This is a genomic window from Pseudonocardia sp. ICBG1034, assembly GCF_020131375.1.
Lineage (GTDB): Bacteria > Actinomycetota > Actinomycetes > Mycobacteriales > Pseudonocardiaceae > Pseudonocardia > Pseudonocardia alni.
Genome location: NZ_JAHLEK010000017.1, coordinates 425,082 through 448,645 on the forward strand (window position 1 = coordinate 425,082; position 23,564 = coordinate 448,645).

At 77.5% G+C, this 23,564-nt stretch carries 24 protein-coding genes; 16 read left to right on the plus strand and 8 right to left on the minus strand.

Translation table 11 applies throughout. The features are described 5' to 3' along the window. Positions 1-31 precede the first annotated feature (31 nt). The 4 genes from KPF22_RS16900 (at position 32) to KPF22_RS16915 (ending at position 3,851) form a co-directional block, all read left to right on the plus strand. The gene (locus KPF22_RS16900; RefSeq protein ID WP_224402642.1) at positions 32-568 is read left to right on the plus strand and encodes a dimethylamine monooxygenase subunit DmmA family protein; all 537 of its coding nucleotides are present in this window, start codon (positions 32-34) and stop codon (positions 566-568) included. Further along, on the plus strand, positions 565-1,503 hold the full coding sequence (locus KPF22_RS16905; protein ID WP_224402643.1) for a PDR/VanB family oxidoreductase: 939 nt from the start codon (positions 565-567) through the stop codon (positions 1,501-1,503). Before KPF22_RS16900 ends, KPF22_RS16905 begins: the two co-directional genes overlap by 4 nt. Beyond that, a complete protein-coding gene (locus tag KPF22_RS16910; protein WP_208823567.1) occupies positions 1,500-2,474 on the plus strand; it encodes a heme-dependent oxidative N-demethylase subunit alpha family protein in 975 nt (324 codons plus the stop codon). Before KPF22_RS16905 ends, KPF22_RS16910 begins: the two co-directional genes overlap by 4 nt. Before the next feature lie 141 nt (positions 2,475-2,615). Further along, a complete protein-coding gene (locus KPF22_RS16915; protein ID WP_208823565.1) occupies positions 2,616-3,851 on the plus strand; it encodes a hypothetical protein in 1,236 nt (411 codons plus the stop codon). Between the two features lie 69 nt (positions 3,852-3,920). On the opposite strand, the gene KPF22_RS16920 is transcribed toward KPF22_RS16915, so the two are convergent. The 4 genes from KPF22_RS16920 to KPF22_RS16935 are packed head-to-tail and all read right to left on the minus strand — an operon-like array spanning position 3,921 to position 8,112. Beyond that, the gene (locus tag KPF22_RS16920; protein ID WP_208823563.1) at positions 3,921-4,847 is read right to left on the minus strand and encodes a hypothetical protein; all 927 of its coding nucleotides are present in this window, start codon (positions 4,845-4,847) and stop codon (positions 3,921-3,923) included. A 45-nt stretch (positions 4,848-4,892) separates the two neighbouring features. Beyond that, on the minus strand, positions 4,893-6,146 hold the full coding sequence (locus KPF22_RS16925) for a glycosyltransferase family 2 protein (RefSeq protein ID WP_224402644.1): 1,254 nt from the start codon (positions 6,144-6,146) through the stop codon (positions 4,893-4,895). Next, entirely contained in the window at positions 6,143-7,102 is a 960-nt protein-coding gene (locus KPF22_RS16930; protein WP_224402645.1) for a hypothetical protein, read from the minus strand. Before KPF22_RS16930 ends, KPF22_RS16925 begins: the two co-directional genes overlap by 4 nt. Continuing rightward, positions 7,099-8,112, minus strand: a complete 1,014-nt coding sequence (locus KPF22_RS16935; RefSeq protein ID WP_224402646.1) for a glycosyltransferase family 1 protein — start codon at positions 8,110-8,112, stop codon at positions 7,099-7,101. Before KPF22_RS16935 ends, KPF22_RS16930 begins: the two co-directional genes overlap by 4 nt. Before the next feature lie 75 nt (positions 8,113-8,187). Here KPF22_RS16935 and KPF22_RS16940 point away from each other — a divergent pair, with 75 nt between their 5' ends. The 4 genes from KPF22_RS16940 (at position 8,188) to KPF22_RS16955 (ending at position 12,207) form a co-directional block, all read left to right on the plus strand. Next, entirely contained in the window at positions 8,188-9,090 is a 903-nt protein-coding gene (locus tag KPF22_RS16940) for a WcbI family polysaccharide biosynthesis putative acetyltransferase (protein WP_224402647.1), read from the plus strand. Positions 9,091-9,203: 113 nt separating this feature from the next. Next, positions 9,204-10,298 carry a glycosyltransferase gene (locus tag KPF22_RS16945; protein ID WP_224402648.1) on the plus strand — a complete coding sequence of 365 codons (1,095 nt, stop codon included), beginning with the start codon at positions 9,204-9,206 and terminating at the stop codon, positions 10,296-10,298. Continuing rightward, entirely contained in the window at positions 10,295-11,410 is a 1,116-nt protein-coding gene (locus KPF22_RS16950) for a glycosyltransferase (RefSeq protein ID WP_224402649.1), read from the plus strand. The genes KPF22_RS16945 and KPF22_RS16950 overlap by 4 nt, the downstream gene beginning before the upstream one ends. Further along, positions 11,407-12,207: a glycosyltransferase family 2 protein gene (locus KPF22_RS16955; protein ID WP_224402650.1), complete on the plus strand. Its 801-nt coding sequence runs from the start codon at positions 11,407-11,409 to the stop codon at positions 12,205-12,207. Before KPF22_RS16950 ends, KPF22_RS16955 begins: the two co-directional genes overlap by 4 nt. 283 nt (positions 12,208-12,490) lie before the next feature. Here the strand turns inward: KPF22_RS16955 and KPF22_RS16960 are convergent, their stop codons facing one another. Both KPF22_RS16960 and KPF22_RS16965 read right to left on the minus strand, forming a co-directional pair. Beyond that, complete coding sequence (locus KPF22_RS16960) at positions 12,491-13,054, minus strand: hypothetical protein (RefSeq protein WP_208823552.1); 564 nt, start codon at positions 13,052-13,054, stop codon at positions 12,491-12,493. 30 nt (positions 13,055-13,084) lie between these two features. Then, on the minus strand, positions 13,085-13,705 hold the full coding sequence (locus KPF22_RS16965; RefSeq protein ID WP_224402651.1) for a LysE family translocator: 621 nt from the start codon (positions 13,703-13,705) through the stop codon (positions 13,085-13,087). Between the two features lie 81 nt (positions 13,706-13,786). Between KPF22_RS16965 and KPF22_RS16970 the strand changes: the two genes are divergently transcribed. From KPF22_RS16970 to KPF22_RS16980, 3 genes are all read left to right on the plus strand, one after another. After that, positions 13,787-14,269 carry an Lrp/AsnC family transcriptional regulator gene (locus tag KPF22_RS16970; RefSeq protein WP_224402652.1) on the plus strand — a complete coding sequence of 161 codons (483 nt, stop codon included), beginning with the start codon at positions 13,787-13,789 and terminating at the stop codon, positions 14,267-14,269. A gap of 35 nt (positions 14,270-14,304) precedes the next feature. Next, positions 14,305-15,810 (plus strand): CoA-acylating methylmalonate-semialdehyde dehydrogenase, encoded by a 1,506-nt coding sequence (locus KPF22_RS16975; RefSeq protein WP_208823546.1) that lies wholly within the window; start codon positions 14,305-14,307, stop codon positions 15,808-15,810. Positions 15,811-15,973: 163 nt separating this feature from the next. Continuing rightward, positions 15,974-16,243 (plus strand): hypothetical protein, encoded by a 270-nt coding sequence (locus tag KPF22_RS16980; protein WP_224402653.1) that lies wholly within the window; start codon positions 15,974-15,976, stop codon positions 16,241-16,243. A 61-nt stretch (positions 16,244-16,304) separates the two neighbouring features. On the opposite strand, the gene KPF22_RS16985 is transcribed toward KPF22_RS16980, so the two are convergent. Beyond that, positions 16,305-17,489 carry an alcohol dehydrogenase catalytic domain-containing protein gene (locus KPF22_RS16985; protein ID WP_208823541.1) on the minus strand — a complete coding sequence of 395 codons (1,185 nt, stop codon included), beginning with the start codon at positions 17,487-17,489 and terminating at the stop codon, positions 16,305-16,307. A gap of 128 nt (positions 17,490-17,617) precedes the next feature. Here KPF22_RS16985 and KPF22_RS16990 point away from each other — a divergent pair, with 128 nt between their 5' ends. Further along, entirely contained in the window at positions 17,618-17,923 is a 306-nt protein-coding gene (locus KPF22_RS16990; protein WP_208823539.1) for a hypothetical protein, read from the plus strand. 32 nt (positions 17,924-17,955) lie between these two features. Here the strand turns inward: KPF22_RS16990 and KPF22_RS16995 are convergent, their stop codons facing one another. Further along, the gene (locus KPF22_RS16995; protein ID WP_208823537.1) at positions 17,956-18,573 is read right to left on the minus strand and encodes a DUF4383 domain-containing protein; all 618 of its coding nucleotides are present in this window, start codon (positions 18,571-18,573) and stop codon (positions 17,956-17,958) included. Between the two features lie 162 nt (positions 18,574-18,735). Between KPF22_RS16995 and KPF22_RS17000 the strand changes: the two genes are divergently transcribed. Genes KPF22_RS17000 through KPF22_RS17015 form a run of 4 tightly spaced genes read left to right on the plus strand, consistent with a single transcriptional unit; the run spans position 18,736 to position 23,563 of the window. Next, positions 18,736-20,328 (plus strand): NAD(P)/FAD-dependent oxidoreductase, encoded by a 1,593-nt coding sequence (locus tag KPF22_RS17000; RefSeq protein ID WP_224402654.1) that lies wholly within the window; start codon positions 18,736-18,738, stop codon positions 20,326-20,328. 54 nt (positions 20,329-20,382) lie between these two features. Continuing rightward, on the plus strand, positions 20,383-21,438 hold the full coding sequence (locus KPF22_RS17005; RefSeq protein WP_224402655.1) for an acyl-CoA dehydrogenase: 1,056 nt from the start codon (positions 20,383-20,385) through the stop codon (positions 21,436-21,438). Beyond that, on the plus strand, positions 21,438-22,724 hold the full coding sequence (locus KPF22_RS17010; RefSeq protein ID WP_224402656.1) for a bifunctional PIG-L family deacetylase/class I SAM-dependent methyltransferase: 1,287 nt from the start codon (positions 21,438-21,440) through the stop codon (positions 22,722-22,724). The genes KPF22_RS17005 and KPF22_RS17010 overlap by 1 nt, the downstream gene beginning before the upstream one ends. Then, complete coding sequence (locus KPF22_RS17015; protein WP_224402657.1) at positions 22,721-23,563, plus strand: glycosyltransferase family 2 protein; 843 nt, start codon at positions 22,721-22,723, stop codon at positions 23,561-23,563. Before KPF22_RS17010 ends, KPF22_RS17015 begins: the two co-directional genes overlap by 4 nt. Position 23,564: the final 1 nt, after the last annotated feature.

The following is a 23,564-nucleotide window of genomic DNA, read 5'->3' on the forward strand; positions in this document are numbered from 1 at the left end:
TTCACCCGACACTCGTAGCATCGCGTCCGTCATGGCCGATCCCGTCCGCCCGCTGCGCACCGGCGCGGCCGCCCCGTCCGCGCACGTCGCACCGGGCCGGACCACGGTGCCGCGCTACGCCGGCCCGGCCGGCCGCGGCGACGCGCCGCACCTGGTCGTCGTCGCCGGGTCCGCGCCGGATCCCGACCTCGGGCCCGCCGACCGCCTGGTCCGGCTGCCCACCGGCGGGGACGCGGCGGTCCTGCTGGACCGGGAGCTCGCGACGCTGGTCACCGGCACCCGGATCCTGGTCACCGGCCCCGAGACCGTCGTGCAGGCCGTGCGTGCCGCGGCGCTGCACCGGGGCGCCCTCGACGAGGAGCTCGTCCTGGTCCCGACCGACGTCACCGACTCCACCCGGGACCGGACGGTGCACTGCGGACACTGCCACCACCGGGTCGTCGTGCACGCCGACGTCAGGGACGCCGTGGCCTGCCCCGGCTGCCGGCTCGTGCTGCACGTCGCCGGGCACCACTCGCGCCGGCTCGCGGCGTTCCTCGGCGCGCCCACCCCGGAGCGGGCGCCGTGACCCGGCCCGCCGTGCACCTGCGGGTCGCCGCGGTCACCGACGCCGCGCCCGGCGTCCGTTCCCTGGAGCTCGCCGCCGCACCGGGGACCGGGCCGCTGCCCGCGGCCCCGCCCGGCGGCCACATCGGCGTCGAGTGGGCGCCCGGCCGCTGGAACTCCTACTCGCTGACCGCGCCGTCCCCCGCACCCGACCGCTGGCACCTCTCGGTCGCGCGGCGTCCGGACTCCCGCGGCGGCTCGGTGTGGGCGCACGGTCTCGCCCCGGGTGACGCGGTCGTGGCGACGACGCCGCGCAGCTCGTTCCCGCCGGTCGACACCGCACGCCACCACCTGCTCGTCGCGGGCGGGATCGGGGTGACCGCGGTCCTGTCCCACGCCCGCTGGCACGCGTTCTGGGGGAACCCGTTCACGGTGCTCACCGTCCACCGCCCCGGTCCCGCGCCTCACCGTGACGAGCTGCGCGCGCTCTGCGGGGACCGGCTGGTGGAGGCCACCGGCCGCGTCGGGGCCCACGCCGCGCTGGAGCGGCTGCTGACCACGGCACCGTTCGGCAGCCACGTCCACACCTGCGGCCCGCCCGGTCTGGTCGACGCGGCCGCGCGGATCGCCCGCGCCGCGCACTGGGTCGACGCCCGCATCCACGCCGAGGCGTTCGTCCCCGGACCCGGGCCCGGTACCCCGTTCCGTGCGGTGCTGCGCCGCAGCGGTCGCACGGTCGAGGTCGGTGCCCGCGAGACCCTGCTCGACGCCGTGCACCGCGCCGGGGTCGCCGCGCCCGCGATGTGCCGGCGCGGGGTCTGCGGCGAGTGCGTGACACCCGTCGTCGACGGCCGGGTGGAGCACCGCGACACGGTCCTGACCGCCGACGAGCGGGCCGACCGGATGGCGCTCTGCGTGTCCCGCGCCGCCGGGACGGCACTGGAGCTGGACCTGTGACCGGCGTCGACGACTACCCGTTCCCGCTGCCGCACCCGACCTACCGGATCAGCGCGAACGTCGAGCCGGCCGGGGTGGAGCACCGTACCGAGGCCGGCTCCTGGGGCGCGCGGATCGTGCACGACGGCCCGGACCGTCCCGCCGTCGCCGCCGAGCGCGCGTCGATCCTGGACCGTGGACCCGCGCGCTTCGTCGCCGCGCCGCACGCCCGCGCGTCCTGCTGGGACGCCTGCCTGTACCTGCTCGGGCGCCTCGCCGCCGAGCAGCCCGGCACCTGCAGCCTGACCCGCACCCCCGGCCGGACCGGCGGAACGGACGGTTGGCGGTTCCGTGACGCGGCCACCGGCACCGACCAGGAGTTCGTGTTCGGCGACGACGCCACCCTGCCCGAGCACCCGTTGCGCTGGGTGTCCCGGCTCGTCGCGGAGGACGTGGTGGTGCTCGGCGCCCGCGACGACGCGCTGTGGCTCGACGCCGGTGCCGTCGCGTTCGCCTCGGTCTGGTCGCTCGGGTTCGACGCCGGCATGAGCTTCCGGGAGCTGCACGGCCCGGTCCCCGGCAACGGTCCCGGCGGGGTGTTCGAGCGCGCCGAACGCTTCCTGCTCCACCTGCACCCCGGCGAGGCCTACCGCCGTCTGAACTGGGGGCTGCAGCCCGACGACCGCCGCGACCTGTCCCTCGACGCCGCCCCGCTGTGGCAGCCCGCCCGGACCCGGCTCGACCTCACCGACCCCGGCCGGCAGATCCATCTGCGCACCGAGGTGCAGCACCTGGTGCGGCTGCCGCTGACCGGCGCGGTGCTGTTCCTGATCGGTATCCGCCTGCTGCCGCTCGACGAGGTCGCGCGGGTACCGGCCTGGCGCGAGCGCCTCGCGTCGGTCCTGGAGACGCTGCCGCCGGAGGTCGCGGAGTACAAGGAGCTGGAGCCGCTGGCCTCGATCGCCGCGGGTTGGTTGCGCGCCGGGTCCTGACCCGCACCGTCGGTGGCGGGGGCGGTGGCGACCTGTGGGGCCCCTCGTCCAGACCGGTGCGACCACACGTTCGAGCGGGAGGCCGCGCCGCCGGACCGCCCACCGCCCGACCGCGACCGACAGCAACTAGCCTCGCGCGCCGTGACCGACGCGACCCGTACCACCGTGCTCGACCTCGTCGCCGACCCCGGGCTGCCGACCGAGCTCGCCCACCGGCTCGTCCGCGACCTGCCCGCCGCGCTCGAGGAGCACGACGACGCCCGCTGGGAGGTCCGCATCGCCGACGAGCCGATCGTCCTGGACGAGCGCGGCGCGCTGCCCGCCCTCGACATCGGCGACCGGGTGCGCGAGCGGGACGGCGCCGACGCCGTCGTGCTGATCACCGACCTGCCGCGCCGCTCCGGGGCGGACCCGGTCGTCGCCGACGGCGGGACCGGGCACCGGGTGGGCCTGGTGTCGCTGCCCGCGCTGGGCGCGATCAACCAGTACCGGCGGTGCCGCGACACGGTGGTCCGTCTCGTGACCGGGCACCTGGTGCCCCCCGACCGCGCGGGCGCCGAGGGGAGCGGAGCACCGGACGCCGGTCATGCGGGACCGCTGACCCGGATCGACTCGGGGACCCGCGCCGGAACCGGCGGCGACCACCGCCACCAGGACCGCGACCGCGATCGGGGGCGCGCGGACGGCGACGCCGCCCGGCGCGGGCCCGCGGACGACCCCGATGCCGGCAGCGGCGGGGTGGAGGACGACATCGACGTCCGCCTCGCGCTGACCGGGCTCCGCGGGCGGGTCCGGCTGCTGGCCGGGATGGTCCGCGCGAACCGTCCGTGGCGGCTGGTGCCGAGCCTGTCCCCCGCCATCGCCGCGGCAGCGGCCGGGGCGGCGTTCGGGATCTTCTACTCCAACATCTGGGAGCTGGCGACCGCGCTCGGGACCGCCCGGCAGGTGACGGTCATGCTGATCGCCCTGGTCGGTATGACCGCGTGGCTGATCCTCGACAACCGGCTGTGGGAGTCGCGGCGGCACCGCTCGCTGCACGAGGAGATGCTGCTGTCGAACCTCTCGACGGTGATCACCGTGGCGTGCGGGGTGCTGGTGATGTTCGCGCTGCTGTTCGTCCTGGCCCTGGTCGCGGCGGTCCTCGTCATCCCGCCGGACTACCTCGCCTCGACCCTGATGCGGGAGTCCGGTCCGGACGACTGGATCATGATCGCCTGGCTGTCGACGTCCATGGGGACGGTCGCCGGGGCACTGGGTTCCGGGTTCGCCGACGACGGCGCGGTCCGCCAGGCCGCGTACAGCCGCCGGGAGCAGGAGCGGCGGGCTCGGCTGGACCGGGCCGACGACGGTGACCGCGGCAGGGACACCCCGGCCTGACCCCCACCGGCGACGCGCCGGGGCCGCAGTGCGGTGCGGTGCACCCGGAACCGGCGTGGATCCGGCGGGTCAGCCCTGGACGAGGGCGTTCCGCAGGACGCGCAGCGCCGCGGCGTCCCGCGCCTGCCCGTCCGCGGCGGCGTCGAGCCGGGCGACCAGGTCCGCGGGCAGGTCGAGCACGATCCGGACCGGCGCCGCGTCCGACGTCGTGCTCGGGCTGCCGACGTCGTCGCCCCCGTCGCCGTCGGAACCCGTCACCGCGGCCGTGGGTGCCGCCGGCTCCGCCGCGTCGGCCCGCGCACCGGCCGACGCGGTGCCGTGGGCCGCGGCCCGCGTGGCCGTGTTCCCGTCGGACGCGGGCCGGGTCCCGGTGGCGGCGGGCTCGTGCCCCCGGCCGCGCAGGACCAGGGCCAGCACCGGCAGGGCGATGGTGCCGAGCGCGTCGACGATCCCCGCGACGCCGAACCAGCGCCAGTACCACTCGCTGTCGCCGACCTCGCCGTCGGTGATCACCGGCAGCGCCAGCATCGTCGCGACGACGGCGATCGCGGCCAGCGTCAGCCCGAGGCCCGCACGGATCACGGTGCGGCGCCGCTCGGCGAGCAGGAGGAGCAGGTTCGCGTGTGCCAGGCTGATCGCGACGATCGTCGCCACCAGCAGGCTCTTCAGCACCGAGCCGTCGCCGTCGCCCTCGAGGAGCCCGTCGCCGCCCCAGACCAGCCACAGCGCGGCTCCCGCGGCCACGACGCTCGCCGCCAGGCCGGCGAACCCGAGGGCCCGCACGGCGCGGGTGACGACGGCGAGGTGGCAGAGCGCCGAGGTGCCGAACGCGGCGACGATCAGGGTGGTCGCGACGATCCGGGCCTGCAGGTCACCGAAGCCACCGCCGAGCAGGGCGACGATCCCGCAGAGCGAGGCGACGAGCAGCGAGGCGACCACCGCGACGATCATCGCGCGGCGGGCCCCGCGGACCGGGGAGGCAGCGGGTGCGGTCATGCCGGCGAGGCTAGGGCCAGCCGGGGCGGTCGGGCCTCCGTAGGGCTACGGCATCCCGGCGAGCAGGGTCGCGACGCCCTCCCGGTGCTGGGCGACGGCGTCGTCGACCCGCCCGCGCCGGGCCCGGCCCGCCGCCCGGGTGGAGACGAGTACGGCCAGGGTCCGCCCGTCCGGACCGGCGATCTCGACGCGGCCGAGGTCGTGGCCGGTGAGCAGGTCCATGGCACGGGCCAGCGCGTCGGGCGGGAGCGGCGCGTGGACGTGCAGCCGGGCCCGGGCGCGGCGCAGCCGGTCGGGGCTCCACGGGCCGGTGTCGGCGACGCCGCGGTAGAGCTCGTCGAGCCGCGGGTCGCCGCCCGGCAGCCGGACCCGGACGTCGCGGTGGGTCTGGTTCAGCACCGCGTCGACGATCTCCACCAGCTCCCACCCGTGCGCGTCCGCGTCGACGGTGGCGAGCACGTCCGGAACCGCGCCGGGCAGCGGTGCGCCGCGCACGCCGGGGTCGGGGACGAGCGCGGCGATCCGGATGCGTTCGCCGTCCTTGCCACCGCCGACGGCGTCGTGGTCCTCCGGGCGGCCACCCCAGTCGGGGCCGTCGTGCCAGGCCACCGCGGCCGGTTCGTGGACGAGCAGCGCACCGTTGTTCCAGGCCCGGTAGGCCAGGTCCCAGTCCTCGCCGCCGTAGCCGACGTAGCGCTCGTCGAAGCCACCGAGGTCGTCGAACAGGCTGCGGTGCAGGGCGAGCACGGCGCTGATGACCAGCTGCCAGTCCGTGCCCGACGCGTCGAGCAGGTCGCGGGTCCGGCGGTAGCCGTCGGCGAGCCAGGCCGGGTCGGGCAGCTGCGGCGCGGCCGCCGGGTCGTCGCCGGGGGCGGTGCCGGACAGGTCCGCGTGCCGGCGACGCCCGACGGCGAGCACGTCCGGGCAGGCCGCGATCCGCGCGGTGAGCGCTGCGACGAAGCCGGGCCCGGGGACGGTGTCGGCGTCGAGGAACACCAGGACGTCACCCTCGACCTGCGCGGCGCCGCGGTTGCGCGCGGCGGCGGCGCGGAACCCGCGGTCGTCCTGGGTCACCACCCGCACCGGGGCCGGCCCCGCGAGCGCGGCCGGGTCGGGCGACTCCGGGGACCCGTCGTCGGCGACGACCACCGACACCGGCGGTCGGGTCTGCGTCTGCAGCGCGGCGACGGTGCGGGCCAGCTGCGCGGGCTGCCGGTAGTGGCACACCACCACCCCCACCGACGGCGGCGGGCCGGTGGGCGGCGCGAGCAGGTCCCAGCGGTTCCCCGGCACGCTCACCGGGTGACCATCCTCCGGTAGAGGGCGGCGTGCCCGGCCCCGGCGTCCGGCCAGTCCGGGACCGGGCCGCGGGTCGCGCCGGGCCGGGTCAGGGCGTCGGCGACGAGGACGTCGCGGCGGGTGTCGTCGTCGTAGAGCGCCACCGCGCCCGGGGCGGCGGCGTCGACCTCGTGGGCGTAGGCACCGGCCGCGGCCAGCGGGTAGCGGCCGTGGGCCAGCCACGCCAGCAGCGAGCCGCTGGCACTGACGGTGCGGCTCGGCGCGACCGGGACGGTGACCGCCGCCGCGGCCGCGGCGAGCGCCGCCGGCTCCAGGTGTCCGGTGAGGATCCAGTCCACCCCGCGGGACCGGGCGTACCCGGCGAGGGACCGGGCGAGCTCGTCGTGCCCGTCGGACACCGCCCCCGCGGCGACGACCGCGGGCCGGTCCGGGTGCGCCGCCGCCGCGTCGATCACGGCCTCGTGCCCCTTGCCGGGGTAGACGAACCCGAGCACGCCGAGCGTGGGGCGCCCCGCCCAGCCCGGGGCCTGCTCGGCGGGCACGACGACCGGCAGCGGCAGCGCCACGGTCACCGGGTCGGCCGCACCGAGCGCACGGGCCTTCTCGGCCTCGTGCCCCGCGGACACGACGACCGCGTCGGCGACGGCGACCACGCGCCGGTAGCCGGCGGACCGGCGGACGTCGCGGGCCGGGTCGGGGTCGGCGCCGGGCAGGTCGTGCAGGGTCACGACGAGCGGCCGTGGCAGGACCTCCGCCTGCTCGACGAAGGCGTCGGCGGCCGCGGCGACCCCTTCACCCCACAGCGCGTCGGTGAACTGGGCGTGGGTGAGGTCGGCCTGGCCGGAACCGACCGGGACCACGCCGTCGGCGACCACCGCGGCGGCGACGGCGGCGGCGTGCCGGACCACGCCGTGCCCGGACGCCCCGGGCGCGACGACCCGCACGGTGACGGTCACCGCGCCACCCCGGCCAGGACGCGGCGGTACTCGCGGGCGTGGGCGTCGGCGACCTCGGCGCGGCGCCGTTCCCGGTCGCCGGGGTCGGCCCGCCAGGCCGGACGGGTCCGGTGCGCCAGTGCGACGGCGGCGCCGAGCGAGGCGCGGTCGGGGCCGTCGTCGGTGAGGGTGTAGGTCAGGCAGGGCGCCTGCTCCCGGAAGTGTCCGACGTCGGGCACCAGCGCGGTCGTGCCGAGGTCGTGACAGGCCTCCAGCCAGCCGGAATGGGTCCCCCACCGGTACGGGAGCACCGACACGTCGAGCTCCTGGAGATACGTGTGGAGGGCGTCGTCGTCGAACGGGGGGTGCACCCGCAGCTCGAGGCGGGGCTCGTCGCGCAGCGCGTGCGCCACGGCGCGGCCCCGCGCGTCGTCGTGCGCGTCGACCCGCAGCCGGACGTCGGGCGGGGCGGTCGCGGCGAGCGCGCGGGCCACCCCGACCGGATCGGCGTTGGTGCGGTGGCTCTTGGCGTGCAGACCGACGACGAACCCGTCGGCGCGGCGGGGCCGGGGACGGCGCAGCCACTCCGGCCCGACGACGGCCGGGTGCCCCAGCACCAGCGCCTCGCGCCCCCAGCGTTCCCGGATCCGCGCGGCGGCCCCCGGGGTCAGCGTGACGAGCCCGTCGGCGGCCGGTACCAGCACGTCCAGGGCCGCGGCGTGCGGCGCGGGGTCGGCGTGGTGCGGGTTGCGCAGGTCGTGCACGGTCAGCACCAGCGGGACACCCGTCTCCCCCAGTGCCGCGACGAGTGCGCGGAGCTGGTCGGGGGTGCGGTCGTCGAAGCCGAAGTGCACGTGCAGCAGGTCGACGTCCGCGGCGTGCGCGCGCAGATGGTCGGCGTCGAGCCACGGCGAGGGCCACCACACCCCCGGACGGGCACCCGGGACCGGCGGGTCCGGGAGCCGGACCACCTCGGGGTGGTGCAGCGATGCCACGTAGGGATGGGCGGTGGGCACGGACGCCACGCGCACGCGACGGCTCCTCTCCTCGGGTCCCCCGGGATGCCCGTCCGGGCGCGGATCAACCGCACGGGTCACGATGACCGGGTGACCGATCCGCGCCGCCGCCACTACGGCGTCCTCTACGGCCTCGAGGCCCCGCCGCCGGGACCGCTCGCCCTGGTGTGGGGCAACTGCCAGGCCGAGTCGGTCCGGGTGCTGCTCGCCGGCGTCGACGGTCTGCCGGTCACCCCCGTGCGCATCCCGCCGGTGCACGAGCTCACCGCCGACGACCTGCCCCACCTGCGCCGGCTGCTGTCCCGGACCCGGCTGCTGGCGTCCCAGCCGGTCCGCGACGACTACCGCGACCTGCCCCTGGGCACCGCCCAGGTCGCCGCGGGGCTGGCGCCGGGGGCGGTCGTCGTGCGCTGGCCGGTGATCCGCCATCCGGCGCTGCACCCGTGGTCGGCGATCGTGCGCCACGCGGCCGACCCGGCCGCCGTCCCGCCGGGGGTGCCCTACCACGACCTGCGGGCCCTCGCGGCCGCCGCGGGACGCGAGCCGGGGCCGCCGCCGACGCCGGAGGCGTTGCGCGAGGTGGGCCGCCGCGGGATCGCCGAGCTCGCCCGGCGGGAGGCCCGGGACACCGACGCCGGGGTGTCCGACGCGATCGCCGGGTTCGGGGCGGCGGCCGCGCACACCCTCAACCACCCCGGCAACGGGGTGCTGATGCTGCTCGCCGGGCGGATCCTCGACGCCGCCGGGATGCCGGGCGTCGTGTGTGACCCCGGACGCACCCTGCTCGGCGGGATCCGGTCCCCGCTGCGCGCCGACGTCGTCGACGCCCTCGGGCTGGACACGCCGCCGCGCCCGCACTGGTGCGTCTCCGACCGGGCGATCGGCGAGGACGAGGTCGCCGCCGCGCAACGGGCCTGGTACGCCACGCACCCCGGATGGGTGGACGCCGGGCTGGCCCGGCACGCCGACACGCTGGAGCTGCTGGGGCTGTAGCCGGGCCGGGGGCCCAAGGTCGAGTTGTGGGGGGGCCCGGGGCACCGCATGATCGGTGGAACGTCCGGGTTCAGCCGCCAGCTCGCACGGTTCCGCCCTACGAGCCTCGGAGCGTGTCGACCCATGACCCCGCCCGCCTTCCACCGGTGACCGCCCGGATCGCGCTCATCGCCTCCGCCCGCTACCCGATCCGTGAACCGTTCCCGGGCGGGCTCGAGGCGCACACCGCCGGGCTCGCGTCCCGGCTGCGACGCCGCGGTCACGACGTGACCGTCTTCGGCGCGCCCGGTTCCGACCCCGGACTGCGGGTGCGGGAGATGGCGGTGCTGCCCCCGATCTCGGGTGCCGCCCGCAGCGACGTCGGCATGCCGCCGGAGTGGTTCCTCGCCGAGCACCACTCCTACCTGGAGCTGCTGCTGGCGCTCTCGCGCGAACGCGGCCGCTACGACGTGGTGCACAACAACTCCCTGCACTACCTGCCGCTGGCGCTGGCCGACACCCTCGACGCCCCCGTCCTGACCACGCTGCACACCCCGCCGACGCCGTGGATGGAGTCCGCGGTGCGGCTCGGCGACCCGCAGCGGCTGCGGTTCGCCGCGGTCAGCGCGCACACCGCCCGCGCCTGGGCGCCGACCGGTGCCCGCGCGACGGTGGTCCGCAACGGGGTCGACACCGCGGCCTGGGAGTACGGACCGGGCGGTGGGGTCCCGGTGTGGTCGGGCCGCGTCGTCCCGGAGAAGGGCCCGGTGGAGGCCATCCGTGCGGCGCGGCTGGCCGGGACCGGGCTGCGCCTGGCCGGGCCGTGCCCGGACCGGGCGTTCTTCGACTCGTGCGTCGCCCCGCTGCTCGGTGACGGCGTCGACTACCTCGGCCACCTCGACCACCGGGCGCTGGCCCGCCTGGTCGGCGACGCGACCGTCGCCGTGGTGTCGCCGTGCTGGGACGAGCCCTACGGCCTGGTCGTCGCCGAGGCGCTGGCGTGCGGCACCCCGATCGCCGGGTTCGCCCGGGGTGCGCTGCCCGAGATCGTCGATCCGCTCAGCGGGGTGCTGGCCGAGCCCGGCGACGTCGAGGGGCTGGCCGAGGCGATCCGCGTGGCGTCGCTGCTCTCGCGCACCGACGCCCGCCGGCACGCCGAGGCGACCTGCTCGGCCGAGGTCATGATCGACGGCTACGAGCGGCTCTACCGGGCCCTGGCCGCGGCATGACCGGCGGCACCGGCCCGGGCGCCACGGCGGGCACGATCGTCTACTACGTGCACCACCACGGCAGCGGGCACGCCCACCGCGCCGCCGCGATCGCCGCGCACTGCCGCACCCCGGTCGTCGGGGTCGGGTCCCGACCCGCCCCGCACGGCTGGCCCGGCGCCTGGCACGAGCTGCCCCTCGACACCGGCGACGGCGACACCGGCGACGGCGACACCGGCGACGGCGACACCGGCGACGGCGACACCGGCGACGGCGACACGGCCGACACCGCCGACGTGACCGCGGGCGGGACGCTGCACTGGGTGCCCCGCCACCACGACGGTCTGCGCGCCCGGACCGCCGCGGTCTCGGCGCTGCTCGCCGCGGGCCCGGCCCGGCTGCTCGTCGCCGACGTGTCGGTGGAGATCGCGCTGCTGGCCCGGCTGCACGGGGTGCCGGTCGCCGTCGTCGCGCAGCCCGGGGAACGGCTCGACCGGGCACACCGCACCGTCTACGACCTGGCGGAGGTCCTGCTCGCGCCGTGGCCCGCCGATCCGCCGCGGCCGTGGCGCCCGGAGCTGACCGGCCGGACGGTGCACCTGGGCGGCCTGTCCCGCTACGACGACCGCACCGCCCGCCCGGGTCCGGGCCGTCGCCGGGTGCTGGTCCTGACCGGCAGCGGCGACGGCGGCGCCGACCCGGCCGCACTCGCCGCCGCGGCGTCCGCCACCCCGGACTGGACCTGGCGGGTCGCCGGCGGCCTGACCGGCGCGCTGCGCGACGCCCCGCCGAATGTCGCCTGCGCCGGGTGGACGGGCGAGGTGTGGGACGAACTGCAGGACGCCGACGTCGTCGTCGGGCACGCCGGGCAGAACGTCGTCGCCGAGATCGCCGCCGCCCGCCGCGCCGCCGTCATCGTCCCGGCCGAGCGTCCCTACGGCGAACAGGTCGCCACCGGCGCGGTGCTGCGGGCGGCCGGGCTCGCCACGGTCCGCGACCGCTGGCCCGCACCGGCCGACTGGCCCGGGGTGCTCGACGAGGCGGTGTCCCGCGGCGGGGCGGGCTGGTCGCGCTGGTCCGACGGGCGGGCCGCGGAACGCGCGGCCACGGTGCTCGACGGGATCGCCGGGTGAGCGCGCCCGCAGCGCGGGTCGCCGTGGTCACTGTGGTCCGCGGCCGCGCCGGCCACCTCGCCCGCCAGCGCCGGGTGCTCGCCGCGGGGCCGCGGGTGACCCACGTCGTCGTCGGGATGGGTGCGGAGCCCGCCACCGACGGTGCGGGCCCGCCGACCCGGGTGCTCACCGTGCCCGCGCCGGGGCCGTTGCCGCTGGCGGCGGCGCGCAACGCCGGGGCGGACGCCGCGCTCGCCGGCGGGGCGACGCTGCTGGTGTTCCTCGATGTCGACTGCCTGCCCGGGGACGGCCTGGTCGACGGCTACCTCCGCGCCGCGGCACGACGCCCGGACGCACTGCTGTGCGGGCCGGTCACCTACCTGCCGGCGGGGGTGCTGCCGGAGCGGGACCTGCACCACCACACCGACCCGCACCCGGCGCGCCCGGCGCCGGCCGACGGGGCGCTGGTCGCCGAGCCGCGCCGGGAGCTGTTCTGGTCGCTGTCGTTCGCCGTCACCGCCGACGCGTGGCGGGCCGGCGGCGGGTTCTGCGAGGACTACGCCGGCTACGGCGGCGAGGACACCGACTTCGCGCTCTCCTGCGGGCTGGACCTGGTGTGGGTGGGCGGGGCGCACGCGTACCACCAGCACCATCCGCCGGCCCGGACCGACCCGGCCCGGATCGCCGAGATCGTCGCCAACGCCCGGCTGTTCCACGACCGCTGGGGGTGGTGGCCCATGGCGGGCTGGCTGCGCGAACTGCACGCGACGGGCGCGGTCGATTTCGACCCGCGGCGTGACGTGCTGCGGGTCGGATGAGACCGGCCGGGTCTCAGCGGGCGGCGCGGGGCGGGCAGGCGCAGAACTGCACCGGGCGCATGCACGAATAGCACAGGTCCGACGCCCGGCCCGGCCGCGCACGGCGGGTCAGGGCCCGGTGTGCGCACGCGAGGATCGACATGACCGGGACATGTCCCGCCGGCACCGCCCTCACACGCGACCGGACGGGTCGAGGGGACGGGCGGCCCCGCGGCTGCGACGGACGGCCGCAGCCGCCGCGACGTCCGGGCGAGCGGCAGCGGCCGACCGTCTCAGCGCGGGGTCACTCCGGGCCCCGGGAGCGCAGCTCCTCCACCCGTCCCATCGCCTCGCGCAGCTCGGTCAGCCACTCGTCGGCGTGCCGGCCGACCAGCCGCACCGACCAGGCCAGCGCGTCCGACCGGGACCGGGCCACGCCGGCGTCGACGAGGGTGTCGAGCACCGCCCGCTCGGGCTGGCGCAGCCGGGTCATCACCGGCACCGAGATCGTCGTGAACAGCTCGCGCGTCCCGCCGATCCGCGCGCCCCAGGCGACCTTGCGCCGGTAGCGGCTCTCGGCCTCGCGGGCGATCTCGATCCGCCGGTCCCGGGTCTCCTCGCGGAACCGCGAGATCCGCCCGGTCTCGGCGGCCGCGGCGTCCGCACGCCCCGCATCGGTGTCGGGGTGGTCGCCGCCCGGCGAGGGCAGCTCCCCCACCACGACGATCTCGTCCCGGTCGACCGTCACCTCCGGCGCGCCGGTGAACCACCCGTCGGGCAGCCGTCCGGTGAACCACGCCGCGGCGTCGTCGGCCGGGGGGAGGTCGGCCTGCTGCCAGCCGCCCCGTCCGCGTCCTCGTCCTGTCATCGCGCACCTCCTGCATCGATGATTACAGGATTACACCGTAACGAGCTGGGATGCCAGCAGGACGGCGCCGAGGGTCACCATCGCGGCGCCCGCGACCCGGGACACGACGCGCGCCGCGGCGGGCCGCGCGGCCAGGACGGTGCGGGCGCCGACGCCCACGCCGGTGTAGACGAGGGCGCAGCCCAGCACGTGCACGAGGCCGAGCAGGAGGATCTGCCCGCCGACGGGGACCGCGGCGGCCGGGTCGGTGAACTGCGGCAGCAGCGCCAGGAACAGCAGCAACGCCTTCGGGTTGAGCCCGCTGACCCCGGCGCCGCGGACCAGGTCGCCGAGCCCGGACCCGCCACCGTCCACGGCCGCGGCGGCGGGGCCGGCCGGGCGGAGCAGCGTCGTCGCGCCGAGCACCAGCAGGTAGGCGGCACCGACGGCGGTGAGCACGGTGAGGACCTCCGGTCGGCGCGCGACGACCGCCGCGATCCCCGCCGCGACGAGCGCGGCGAGCGCCAGGTGCCCGCTGAGCAGACCCGCCAGCGACGGCAGCACCGTCCGCCCGCGCAGCCCCGCGCGGATCATGTACGCCCAGTCCGCGCCGGGTGTCAGGACCAGCAGCAACGACAGGCCGGAGAACCCCAGCACACTTCCGATCGGCATGCCCCGACGCTAGGCAGGATGCGCCGACAGGTGTTCCCGATGATTCCACCGCACGCTCCGAAGGGTGCAAGAATTCTCTCTGTGGACGCGATCGACCGGAAGATCCTTGCCGAGCTGCAGGCCGACGGTCGTCTGACCGTCACCGAGCTGGCCGCACGGGTGCGGCTGTCGGTGTCGCCGTGCCACCGCAGGCTGCGTACCCTGGAGTCCTCCGGGGCGATCGCGGGCTACCGCGCCCACCTCGACGCGCACCGGCTCGGCCTGGGCTTCGACGCCCTGGTGTTCGTGACCATGCACGAGGCCGTGCAGGACACGGTGCAGGCGTTCGAGTCGGCCGTCGAGGACATCGAGCAGGTCGTCGCCGCCCAGCGGTTGTTCGGCGACCCGGACTACCTGCTGCGGATCATCACCCGGGACCTGCCCGCGTTCCAGCGGCTCTACGACGAGCGCCTCACCACCCTGCCCGGGGTGCAGCGGCTGTCCTCGACGCTGGTCATGAAGGACGTCGTCGCCGACCGGGGGCTGCCGCTGGAGCACGGGCTCGCCCCCGGCCGGGCCGGGTGAGACGCTGGCGCCCGACCAGCTGAGAAGGGCCGATCATGACGAGCACGATGCAGAAGACGCTCCACCACTGGGTCGCGGGAGCGCGGGTCGAGGGCACCTCCGGGCGGACCTCGGAGGTCACCGACCCGGCCACCGGCGAGGTCACCGCGCACCTGCCCCTCGCGAGCGCCGACGAGGCCGCCGCGGTGATCGCCGCCGCGAAGGCCGCGTTCCCCGCCTGGCGCGACACCTCGCTCACCAGGCGCACCCAGATCCTGTTCCGCTTCCGCGAGCTGCTCGACGCCCGCGCACCGGAGCTGGCCGCGCTGATCACCGCCGAGCACGGCAAGGTGCTCTCCGACGCCGCGGGCGAGGTCGCGCGCGGCCAGGAGGTCGTCGAGTTCGCCTGCGGGATGCCGCACCTGCTCAAGGGCTCGGCGACCGAGAACGCCTCCACCGGCGTCGACGTGCACTCGGTCCGCCAGCCGCTGGGCGTCGTCGGGATCATCAGCCCGTTCAACTTCCCGGCGATGGTCCCGATGTGGTTCTTCCCGGTCGCGATCGCCACCGGCAACACCGTGGTGCTCAAGCCCTCGGAGAAGGTGCCCTCCGCCGCGCTCTGGATCGCCGAGCTGTGGTCCGAGGCCGGCCTGCCCGACGGCGTGTTCAACGTCCTCAACGGCGACAGGACCGCCGTCGACGCGCTCCTGACCAGCCCGGACGTCAAGTCCGTCAGCTTCGTCGGCTCCACCCCGATCGCCCGCTACGTCTACGAGACCGGCACCGCGCACGGCAAGCGCGTCCAGGCGCTCGGCGGGGCGAAGAACCACATGGTCGTGCTGCCCGACGCCGACCTCGACCTCGCCGCCGACCAGGCGGTCAACGCCGGGTTCGGCTCCGCGGGCGAGCGCTGCATGGCCGTGTCCGCGCTCGTCGCCGTCGGCGACATCGCCGACACCCTGGTCTCCAGGATCGCCGACCGGGCCCGCGCCCTGCGCACCGGCGACGGCCGCCGCTCCTGCGACATGGGCCCGCTGGTCACCCGCGCCGCCCAGGAGCGGGTGTCGGGCTACATCGACGCCGGCGAGTCCGAGGGCGCCGTCGTCGTCGTCGACGGCAGGCAGGGCGAGTTCGACGCCGACGGGTCCGGCTTCTTCGTCGGCCCCACCCTGCTCGACCACGTCGGCACCGACATGTCCGTCTACACCGACGAGATCTTCGGCCCGGTGCTGTCGGTGGTGCGCGTCGAGACCTACGCGCGCGCCGTGGAGCTGATCAACGCCAACCCCTACGGCAACGGAACCGCGATCTTCACCAACGACGGCGGCGCCGCCCGCCGGTTCCAGAACGAGGTCGAGGTCGGCATGATCGGCATCAACGTGCCGGTGCCCGTGCCGATGGCCTACTACAGCTTCGGCGGATGGAAGAACTCGCTGTTCGGCGACACCCACGCGCACGGCACCGAGGGCGTGCACTTCTTCACCCGGGGCAAGGTCGTCACCACCCGTTGGCTCGATCCGAGCCACGCGGGCGTGAACCTCGGCTTCCCGCGCAACAGCTGAGCCGGCGGCCGGGCGGCCCCCCGACGCCGCCCGGCACCGGCGCACCGGACACCGCACGGGTCCCGCAGGCGCCCTCGGCGCCCGGCGGGGGCACCGGCGCGCCCGCCCGTACGACGACATCGGGCACCGGGTGTGGACGCGGCCCGCGGAGGTACCCCCCGGTATGACCTCCTTCCTGGGACGACTGGTGGACCGGCTGCGCGGACGCGGCCCGGCCGAGGACGTCGAGCCCGACCCGAACCTGGCCAACTCCCGCGAGACCGGCGGCCTGCCCCGGGAGGACGGCGACTCGGCGTCCACCACCGGCACCGGCGCGTCGGGCGAGTTCGTGGGCCGCGTCGCCGGACGCGACGAGGGCTACGCGGGCCGGACCGGAGCCGAGGCCCGCGCGGAGGCGCTCGCCGAGGACCACCGCGACGACGAGGCCCGCTGACCGGACCCCCGGGGCGCGGAGCGTGCCCCGGGGGACCCGGACGTCGGGGGCGGTGCCGGGCTCAGGGGGTGAAGAGCACCTTCACCGCACCGTCGGTCTTGTCCTGGAACATCGAGTAGGCCTGCGCGGCCTGCTCCAGCGGGACCCGGTGGGTGGCGAAGTGGTCGACGCCGAGCGGGTCGTCGTCGCCGAGCAGCGGCAGCAGGTCCGGGACCCAGCGCCACACGTTGGCCTGACCCATCCGCATCTGCACCTGCTTGTCGAACAGGGTGAGCATCGGCAGCGGGGTGGCGCTGCCGCCGTAGACCCCCGACAGGGAGATCGTGCCGCCCCGGCGCACCGCGCCGATCGCCAGCTCCAGCGCCGCGGTGCGGTCGCTGCCCGCCGTCTCCATGACCGTGCGGCCCAGCCCGGAGGGCATCGCGGCCACCACCTTCTGGGCGGCGGCCGCGACCGGGGACCCGTGGGCCTCCATGCCGACCGCGTCGATGACGGCGTCGGCGCCACGACCCCCGGTCATCGACCGGATCGCGCCGAGCACCTCGTCGTCGCCGTGGCTCAGGTCCAGCGCCCGGATCCCACGCGCCTCGACCCGGGCCAGCCGCTCGGGCACGAGGTCGACGCCGACCACCTGCCGCACGCCCAGGTGGGCGGCGATCCGGGTGCACATGTCCCCGATCGGGCCGAGCCCCAGCACCACCAGCGTCCCGTCGGCGGGGGTCGCGGCGTACTGCACGGCCTGGTACGCCGTCGGCAGCACGTCGGACAGGAACAGGAACCGGTCGTCCGGCGGTCCCTGGGGCACCCGGATCGGCAACGAGTTGCCGAACGGCACCCGCAGGTACTCGGCCTGTCCGCCGGGCACCTGACCGTAGAGCGCGGTGTAGCCGAACAGGGACGCGCCGGTCCCCTGCTCGCGGTTCTGCGTGGTCTCGCACTGGGACTGCAGGCCGCGCCCGCACATCCAGCAGTGCCCGCAGCTGACGTTGAACGGGATCACGACGCGGTCGCCGACCGACAGCTCGGTGACGGCGGGCCCCACCTCGGCCACCACTCCCATCGGCTCGTGGCCGAGGACGTCGCCGGGCGACAGGAACGGGGTGAGCACCTCGTAGAGGTGCAGGTCGGAGCCGCACAGGCCGGAGCTGGTGATCTGCACGACCACGTCGTCGGGCTGCTCGACGACCGGGTCGGGGACGGTGTCCACCCGGACGTCGCGGCGGCCGTGCCAGGTCAGGGCACGCATGGGGTCCTCCTCGGTGTCGCCGGTGGTACGGGCGCCCGGCTACCCGGCCGCCTCCCGGCGAAACCGGCATGGGCGTCCGGCCGGCGGGTAGGCGCCGGCGGTCACACCCCCACCACCGGAGGACCGCCATGGAGCCCCAGCCCGTCACCGAGGACCCGGCCGGTCCGGCCGACGGCGTCACGAACCGCCTCGAGCCGTACGTCGCCTGGCTCGCGACACAGGTCGACGACGAGGCGACGCGGCGCCGCTACCGCGAGGTCGCCGAGGCGTTCCTGCGCTTCTCCGCCGCGGACCGGGGTGCGCCGGGAACCCGTGGTCAGCGGTTCGTCGTCGCCCACCGCGACCGGGCCGCCCCGGAGACCACGCGGGCCGCGATGAACCGCCTGGTCGAGTACGACGCCGTCGTGCGGTGCACGCTCCCCTTCGACGCCTGAGGCCGCGGCAGCGCGCGCCCGCCCCGCCCGCCTCACCGCGGCCCGCGGGCGGCGTCGCGCCCGCCGGACCGGTCGCCGTCACCGGCCGGCTCGTCGGTCCGCGCCGCCGGGTCCCCGTCCTCGGTGCCCACGTCGTCGGCGCCCGCGTGCACGCTGCGGTCGCGCAGCCCCGTCACCCGGCGGCCCGCCGCCTCCACCGCGCGCTGGAGACCCGCGTACGGGGCGTCTCCGAACGCGCGTCCGAACACGGCGACCGCGCCCAGCACCAGCAGCAGGACCCCCACCAGCACCGAACCGGTGTTGGTGGCGAACGGCCCGGCCGGGACCAGCCGCAGCACGCCGGTCAGGAGCCCGAGCAGGACCTCGGCGGTGCCCAGGACCATGAGCACCACCCCGAAGCCCCGCGCCCAGGGCAGCCGCGTGGCGCACGGCAGCCCGGCCACGCCGAGGACGAGGTGCACCAGGTCGCGCAGCGGGTCCACCCCGATGCCCAGCAGCTCCCCGCTCGCCGCGGGCAGCCCGGGAAGGCCGCTGTAGCGGAACCCGAGGAGCCCGTAGAGCAGGAGCAGGAACGCCGCGACGACCACCAGCAGCTGCGGCCAGGGGAACACCGCGTGGCCGTGGGAGTGGTGCTGGGACTGGGTGGGCATACTCGTCCTCCGGGTGGTGCGGCACCGGTCGGTCCGGCGTGACGGCGCGGCTACCCGCCCACCGGCAGCGGATGCCGATCGTGACGGGCATGACCTCCGCGGACCCGGGTAGCACGGTGCACGGCGCCCCGCGCGGGCCGCCGGTACGGGAGGGGGAACCGGGTGACCGAACGGGTCGACGCCGTCGTGGTCGGGGCCGGGCACAACGGCCTCGTCGCGGCCAACCTGCTCGCCGACGCAGGCTGGGACGTCCTGGTCTGCGAGGCCGCCGAGGCGCCGGGCGGCGCCGTGCGCTCGGCGGAGATCACCGCGCCGGGCTTCGTCAGCGACCTGGCGAGCGCGTTCCACCCGCTCGGCGCCGCCTCACCGGTGCTGCGCGAGCTCGACCTCGGCGCGCACGGGCTGCAGTGGCGCCACGCCCCCGCCGTCCTCGCCCACCCCACCCCCGACGGCCGGTGCGCGGTGCTGCACCGCCGCCTCGACGACACCGCCGCCGCGCTCGACGACGACCACCCCGGCGACGGCGACGCCTGGCGCGCGCTGGTCGCGCAGTGGGACCGGATCGGCGACGACGTCGTCGCCGCCGCGCTGCGCCCGTTCCCCCCGGTCCGGCCGGCCTCCCGGCTCCTGCGCACGCTCGGCACCGGCGACGCCCTGCGGCTGGCCCGGATGCTGGTGCAGCCGGTGGCGCGGATGGCCCAGGAGCACTTCGGGGGCCGGGCCGCCCCGCTGCTGCTGGCGGGTAACGCCCTGCACACCGACCTCGGGCCGGACTCCGCGGCGGGCGCCGCCTACGGCTGGCTGCTGGCGATGCTCGGCCAGCGTGTCGGCTTCCCGGTCCCCGCGGGCGGGGCCGGCGCCCTGACCGGTGCGCTCGTCGCCCGGCTGACGGCCCGCGGCGGGCGGATCGACTGCGGACGGCCGATCCGGACCGTCCTGGTCGGACCGTCCGGCCGGGCCTGCGGCGTCGTGGACGCGGACGGCCTGCGGGTCCTCGCCCGCCGGGCGGTGCTCGCCGACGTCGACGCGCCCCGCCTCTACCGCGACCTCGTCGGGGAGGAGCACCTGCCGGCCCGCTTCGTCGCCGACCTCGCCCGGTTCGACTGGGACTTCTCCACGGTCAAGCTGGACTGGGCGCTCGACGGGCCGGTGCCCTGGACCGCGCCGGGTGCCCGGTCGGCGGGCACCGTGCACCTCGGCGCCGACGTCGACGGCCTGCGCCGCTACGCCGCCGACCTGACCGCCGGCCGGCTGCCCCGCGACCCGTTCCTGCTGTTCGGGCAGATGACCACGGCCGACCCGACCCGCTCCCCGCCCGGCACCGAGTCCGCCTGGGCCTACACCCACGTGCCGCGCGGCCTGGGCTGGGGTCGCGACGAGGTGCTGCGCTGGGCCGACCGGATGCAGCAGGTCGTCGAGGACCACGCGCCCGGGTTCGGGTCGAGGGTGCTGGCCCGCGCCGTCGCCGGGCCCACGGACCTGCAGGGCCGCGACGGCAACCTCGTCGACGGGGCGATCACCGCGGGCACCTCCGCGGTGCACCAGCAGCTGGTGTTCCGCCCGGTGCCGGGCCTGGGCCGCGCCGACACCCCGGTGCCGGGGCTGTTCCTGGCCGGGGCGTCGGCGCACCCGGGCGGCGCGGTGCACGGCGGGCCCGGCGCCAACGCGGCGCGGGCCGCGCTGGCCGCGTCCGGGGCGACCGGGGTGCTCTACCGCGGCGCGGTGCGGTTCGCCCACCGGCGGCTGTACGGCTGAGCCCCCGCCCCCCGGTCGGGTTTGGACCCGCCGGGACCGGACATACGGCAGTCCGTGAGCCTCGACCACCGACCCGACGTGCCCGGCGCCGACCACCGGGGTGGCCGATCCGGGCCCGCCACCGGCGTCCTGGACCCGGTGCCCGCACCAGCAGGCCCCGCCGAGCCGTTCCCGGGCGGGGCCGGGGCCACGCTCGCCGCCGCCGTCGCCGCCGGTCAGCTCGACCTCCCGCTGCCCGGTTCCGGGGCGACCGCGACCCGGTGGGCGCGGCTGGCCCGGATCGCACGACGCGACCTGCCGGTCGCGCGGCTGGCCGAGGGGCACACCGACGCCGTCGCGATCCTCGCCGACCACCACCGCTCCCCCGTCCCCGGCGCCGGCTACGGGGTCTGGGCGTCGCGGTCCGGCGGCGGGGCCCGGCTCGACGGCGGCCACGACGGGCTCCGTCTGTCGGGCACCGTGCGGTTCTGCTCGGGCACCCACCTGCTCGACCGGGCACTCGTCGTCGCCGGGTCCGGGGCCGGCACCCGGCTCGTGGACCTGGACCTGCGTGCCCCGCAGGTGGAACGGGTGACGGCCTGGCGGGCCGCCGGGATGGCCGCCAGCGACACCCACGACGTCGTCCTGCACGACGTGCCCCTGCCTGCCGAGGCCGTGATCGGCGGACCGGACGCCTACACCGACCGCCCCGGGTTCGCCCACGGCGGCGCCGGGGTCGCCGCGGTGTGGCTGGGCGCGGCCGCCGCGATCGTCGACCACGTCGCGACGCCGCTGCGCACGGCCGACCCGGATCCGCACCGGCTGGCCGCGCTCGGGGCGGTGCACGCCGCCGTCGCCGCCGCGGACGCGCTGCTCGCCGTCACCGCGGCCCGGATCGACGCCGACCCCGCCACCGCCCACCACGACGCGGTGGCCACCGTGCGGGCCGCGGTGGAGCGGGCGTGCCGGAGCGTGCTCGACGCCGCCCCGGAGATCGCCGGGGTCGCCGTGCTGGCCGGGTCGCCGCTGCTCACCGCACGACTCGCGGACCTGCAGATCTACCTGCGCCAGCACCACGGCGGACGTGACCTCGCCGCCCTCGGGCGCGCCCTGGTCACCCCGGCGACCTGATGGAGCCCGTGCAGTCCCCGGACGTCTGGGAGGACGCGGCCGCGACCCTCGCCCGGCGCGGTCTCGACCCGTCGTCGTTCGGCCGCCTGGTCGTGGTGTGCGCCCACCCCGACGACGAAACCCTCGGCGCGGCCGGGCTCATGCGCGGGGTCGTCGCCGCGGGCGGCACCGTCGAGATCGTCCTGGCCAGCGACGGGGAGGCCGCCCTGCCCGAGGTCGGGTCGATCGACCGGGCCGGGCTGGCCCGCACCCGCCGCGCCGAGCTCGACGCGGCGCTGGCCGAGCTGGGCGTGCCCGCGACGGTGCACCGGCTCGGGCTGCCCGACTCGGCGCTGCGCGAGGACCAGCTCGTCGGTCCGCTGACCGGGCTGCTCGCCGGCGCCGACGCGTGGGCGAGCCCGTGGCGGGGCGACCCGCACCCCGACCACGCCGCGGTCGGCCGGGCCTGCCCGGCGGCGGCCCCGGTGACCGCGCACGGTTTCGGGTTCCCGATCTGGGCCCGCACCCGGATCGCGCCGACCGATCCCGGCGTGCCGTGGGACCGCGCCCACCGGCTGACGCTGTCCGCCGACGACCGGGACGCCAAGCGCCGCGCGATCGCCGCGCACGCCTCGCAGTCCGCCGTGCCGCCCGGCGGGACCCGCGCGGTGCTGTCCCCGGCGACGCTCGCCCACTTCCACGGCGGTCACGAGGTCTACTTCCGGGAGCCGCCGCCCTCGGGGGCGCCGCCGGAGCTGTTCGCCGAGCTCTACCGCGACGGCGCCGACCCCTGGGCCGTGCGCACGTCGTTCTACGAGCGGCGCAAGCGCGACGTGCTGCTGGCCTGCCTGCCGCGGGAGCGCTACGCGCTGGCCGCCGAACCTGCCTGCGGGCTCGGCGAGCTGACCCGTGACCTGGCGGCGCGCTGCGACCGGGTGGTGGCCTCCGACGTGGTCGACGAGGCCGTCGCCGCCACCACCGACGCCCTCGGCGGGACCCCGGGCGTCGAGGTCCTGGCGGCCGACGTCGACGACGACCGGGCGGTCCCCGGCGGCGTCGACCTCGTCGTCCTCGCCGAGTTCCTCTACTACCTGCCCGCCGCGCGGGTGGGCGCCGTGCTCGACCGCATCGCGGGCGCGCTGGTGCCGGGCGGCGACCTGGTGCTGGTGCACTGGCGGCAGTGGCCCGCCGAGGCGCCCGCCGACGCCGCCACCGTGCACGCGCGGGTGGTGGCCGACGACCGCTTCGACACCCTCGTCGAGCACACCGACGAGCAGTTCCTCCTGCACGTGGTCCGGCGCCGGTGAGCCGGACCGCGCGGTCGGGGACCGCACCCTCCGCCGCGGGCGTGCTCGTCCCCGCCCACGACGAGGCGGGCACCATCACCGCCTGCGTCCGGTCCGTGCTGACCGCCCTCGACCACACGCCCGGGCTCACCGCGCGGGCGCTGTGCGTGGTCGCCGACCGCTGCTCCGACGCCACCGCCGCGCTCGCCCGGGCCGCCGCCGCGACGCACCCGGCCGCGGACCGGGTGCGGGTGCGGGTGCTCGAACCCACCGCCGGGGTGGCCCCGCTGCCCGGCTGCCGGTCCGCGCCGCGGCCGCACGAGGTCGCCGGGCCGGTCACGATCGGCGCGGTCCGCGAGCTCGCCGCCGTCACCCTGGCCGCGCTGCTCGCCGCCGACGGCGCCGCCCCGGCGACGACCTGGCTGCTCGGCACCGACGCCGACGGCACCGTGGCCCCCGGCTGGATCGCCGCACACCTGGCGCTCGCCGCGGCCGGCGCCGACGCCGTCGCCGGTGGGGTGGTGCTCGACGTGCCCGGGCTGCCACGCCCGCCCGGGGAGCCCGCGCCGCCCGAGTACCCGGTGTACGGCGCGAACCTGGGCGTGCGCGCCGACGCGTGGGCCGCGGTGGGCGGGTTCCCCCCGCTGGCCTGCGGCGAGGACCACGGGCTCGTCGCCCGGCTGCGGGCCGGCGGCTACCGGGTCGTCGCGGGTGCGCCCGCGACGGTGCGGACCAGCGCCCGCACCCGCGGCCGGGCCCGTGGCGGGCTCGCCGACCTGCTGCGCGGCGCCGGTGCGCCGACCCTCCCGCAGGCCGGGCCGGGTGTCGACGCGAGCGGGACGGGCAGGCCGGTCGCCTGAG

Excerpts from the sequence above, each read along its gene's own strand:
- KPF22_RS16900 (WP_224402642.1), top strand. The coding sequence starts at position 32 with ATGGCCGATCCCGTCCGCCCGCTGCGCACCGGCGCGGCCGCCCCGTCC.
- KPF22_RS16920 (WP_208823563.1), bottom strand. The coding sequence starts at position 4,847 with ATGACCGCACCCGCTGCCTCCCCGGTCCGCGGGGCCCGCCGCGCGATG.
- KPF22_RS16950 (WP_224402649.1), top strand. The coding sequence starts at position 10,295 with ATGACCGGCGGCACCGGCCCGGGCGCCACGGCGGGCACGATCGTCTAC.
- KPF22_RS16960 (WP_208823552.1), bottom strand. The coding sequence starts at position 13,054 with ATGACAGGACGAGGACGCGGACGGGGCGGCTGGCAGCAGGCCGACCTC.
- KPF22_RS16965 (WP_224402651.1), bottom strand. The coding sequence starts at position 13,705 with ATGCCGATCGGAAGTGTGCTGGGGTTCTCCGGCCTGTCGTTGCTGCTG.
- KPF22_RS16975 (WP_208823546.1), top strand. The coding sequence starts at position 14,305 with ATGACGAGCACGATGCAGAAGACGCTCCACCACTGGGTCGCGGGAGCG.
- KPF22_RS16980 (WP_224402653.1), top strand. The coding sequence starts at position 15,974 with ATGACCTCCTTCCTGGGACGACTGGTGGACCGGCTGCGCGGACGCGGC.
- KPF22_RS16985 (WP_208823541.1), bottom strand. The coding sequence starts at position 17,489 with ATGCGTGCCCTGACCTGGCACGGCCGCCGCGACGTCCGGGTGGACACC.
- KPF22_RS16990 (WP_208823539.1), top strand. The coding sequence starts at position 17,618 with ATGGAGCCCCAGCCCGTCACCGAGGACCCGGCCGGTCCGGCCGACGGC.
- KPF22_RS16995 (WP_208823537.1), bottom strand. The coding sequence starts at position 18,573 with ATGCCCACCCAGTCCCAGCACCACTCCCACGGCCACGCGGTGTTCCCC.
- KPF22_RS17010 (WP_224402656.1), top strand. The coding sequence starts at position 21,438 with ATGGAGCCCGTGCAGTCCCCGGACGTCTGGGAGGACGCGGCCGCGACC.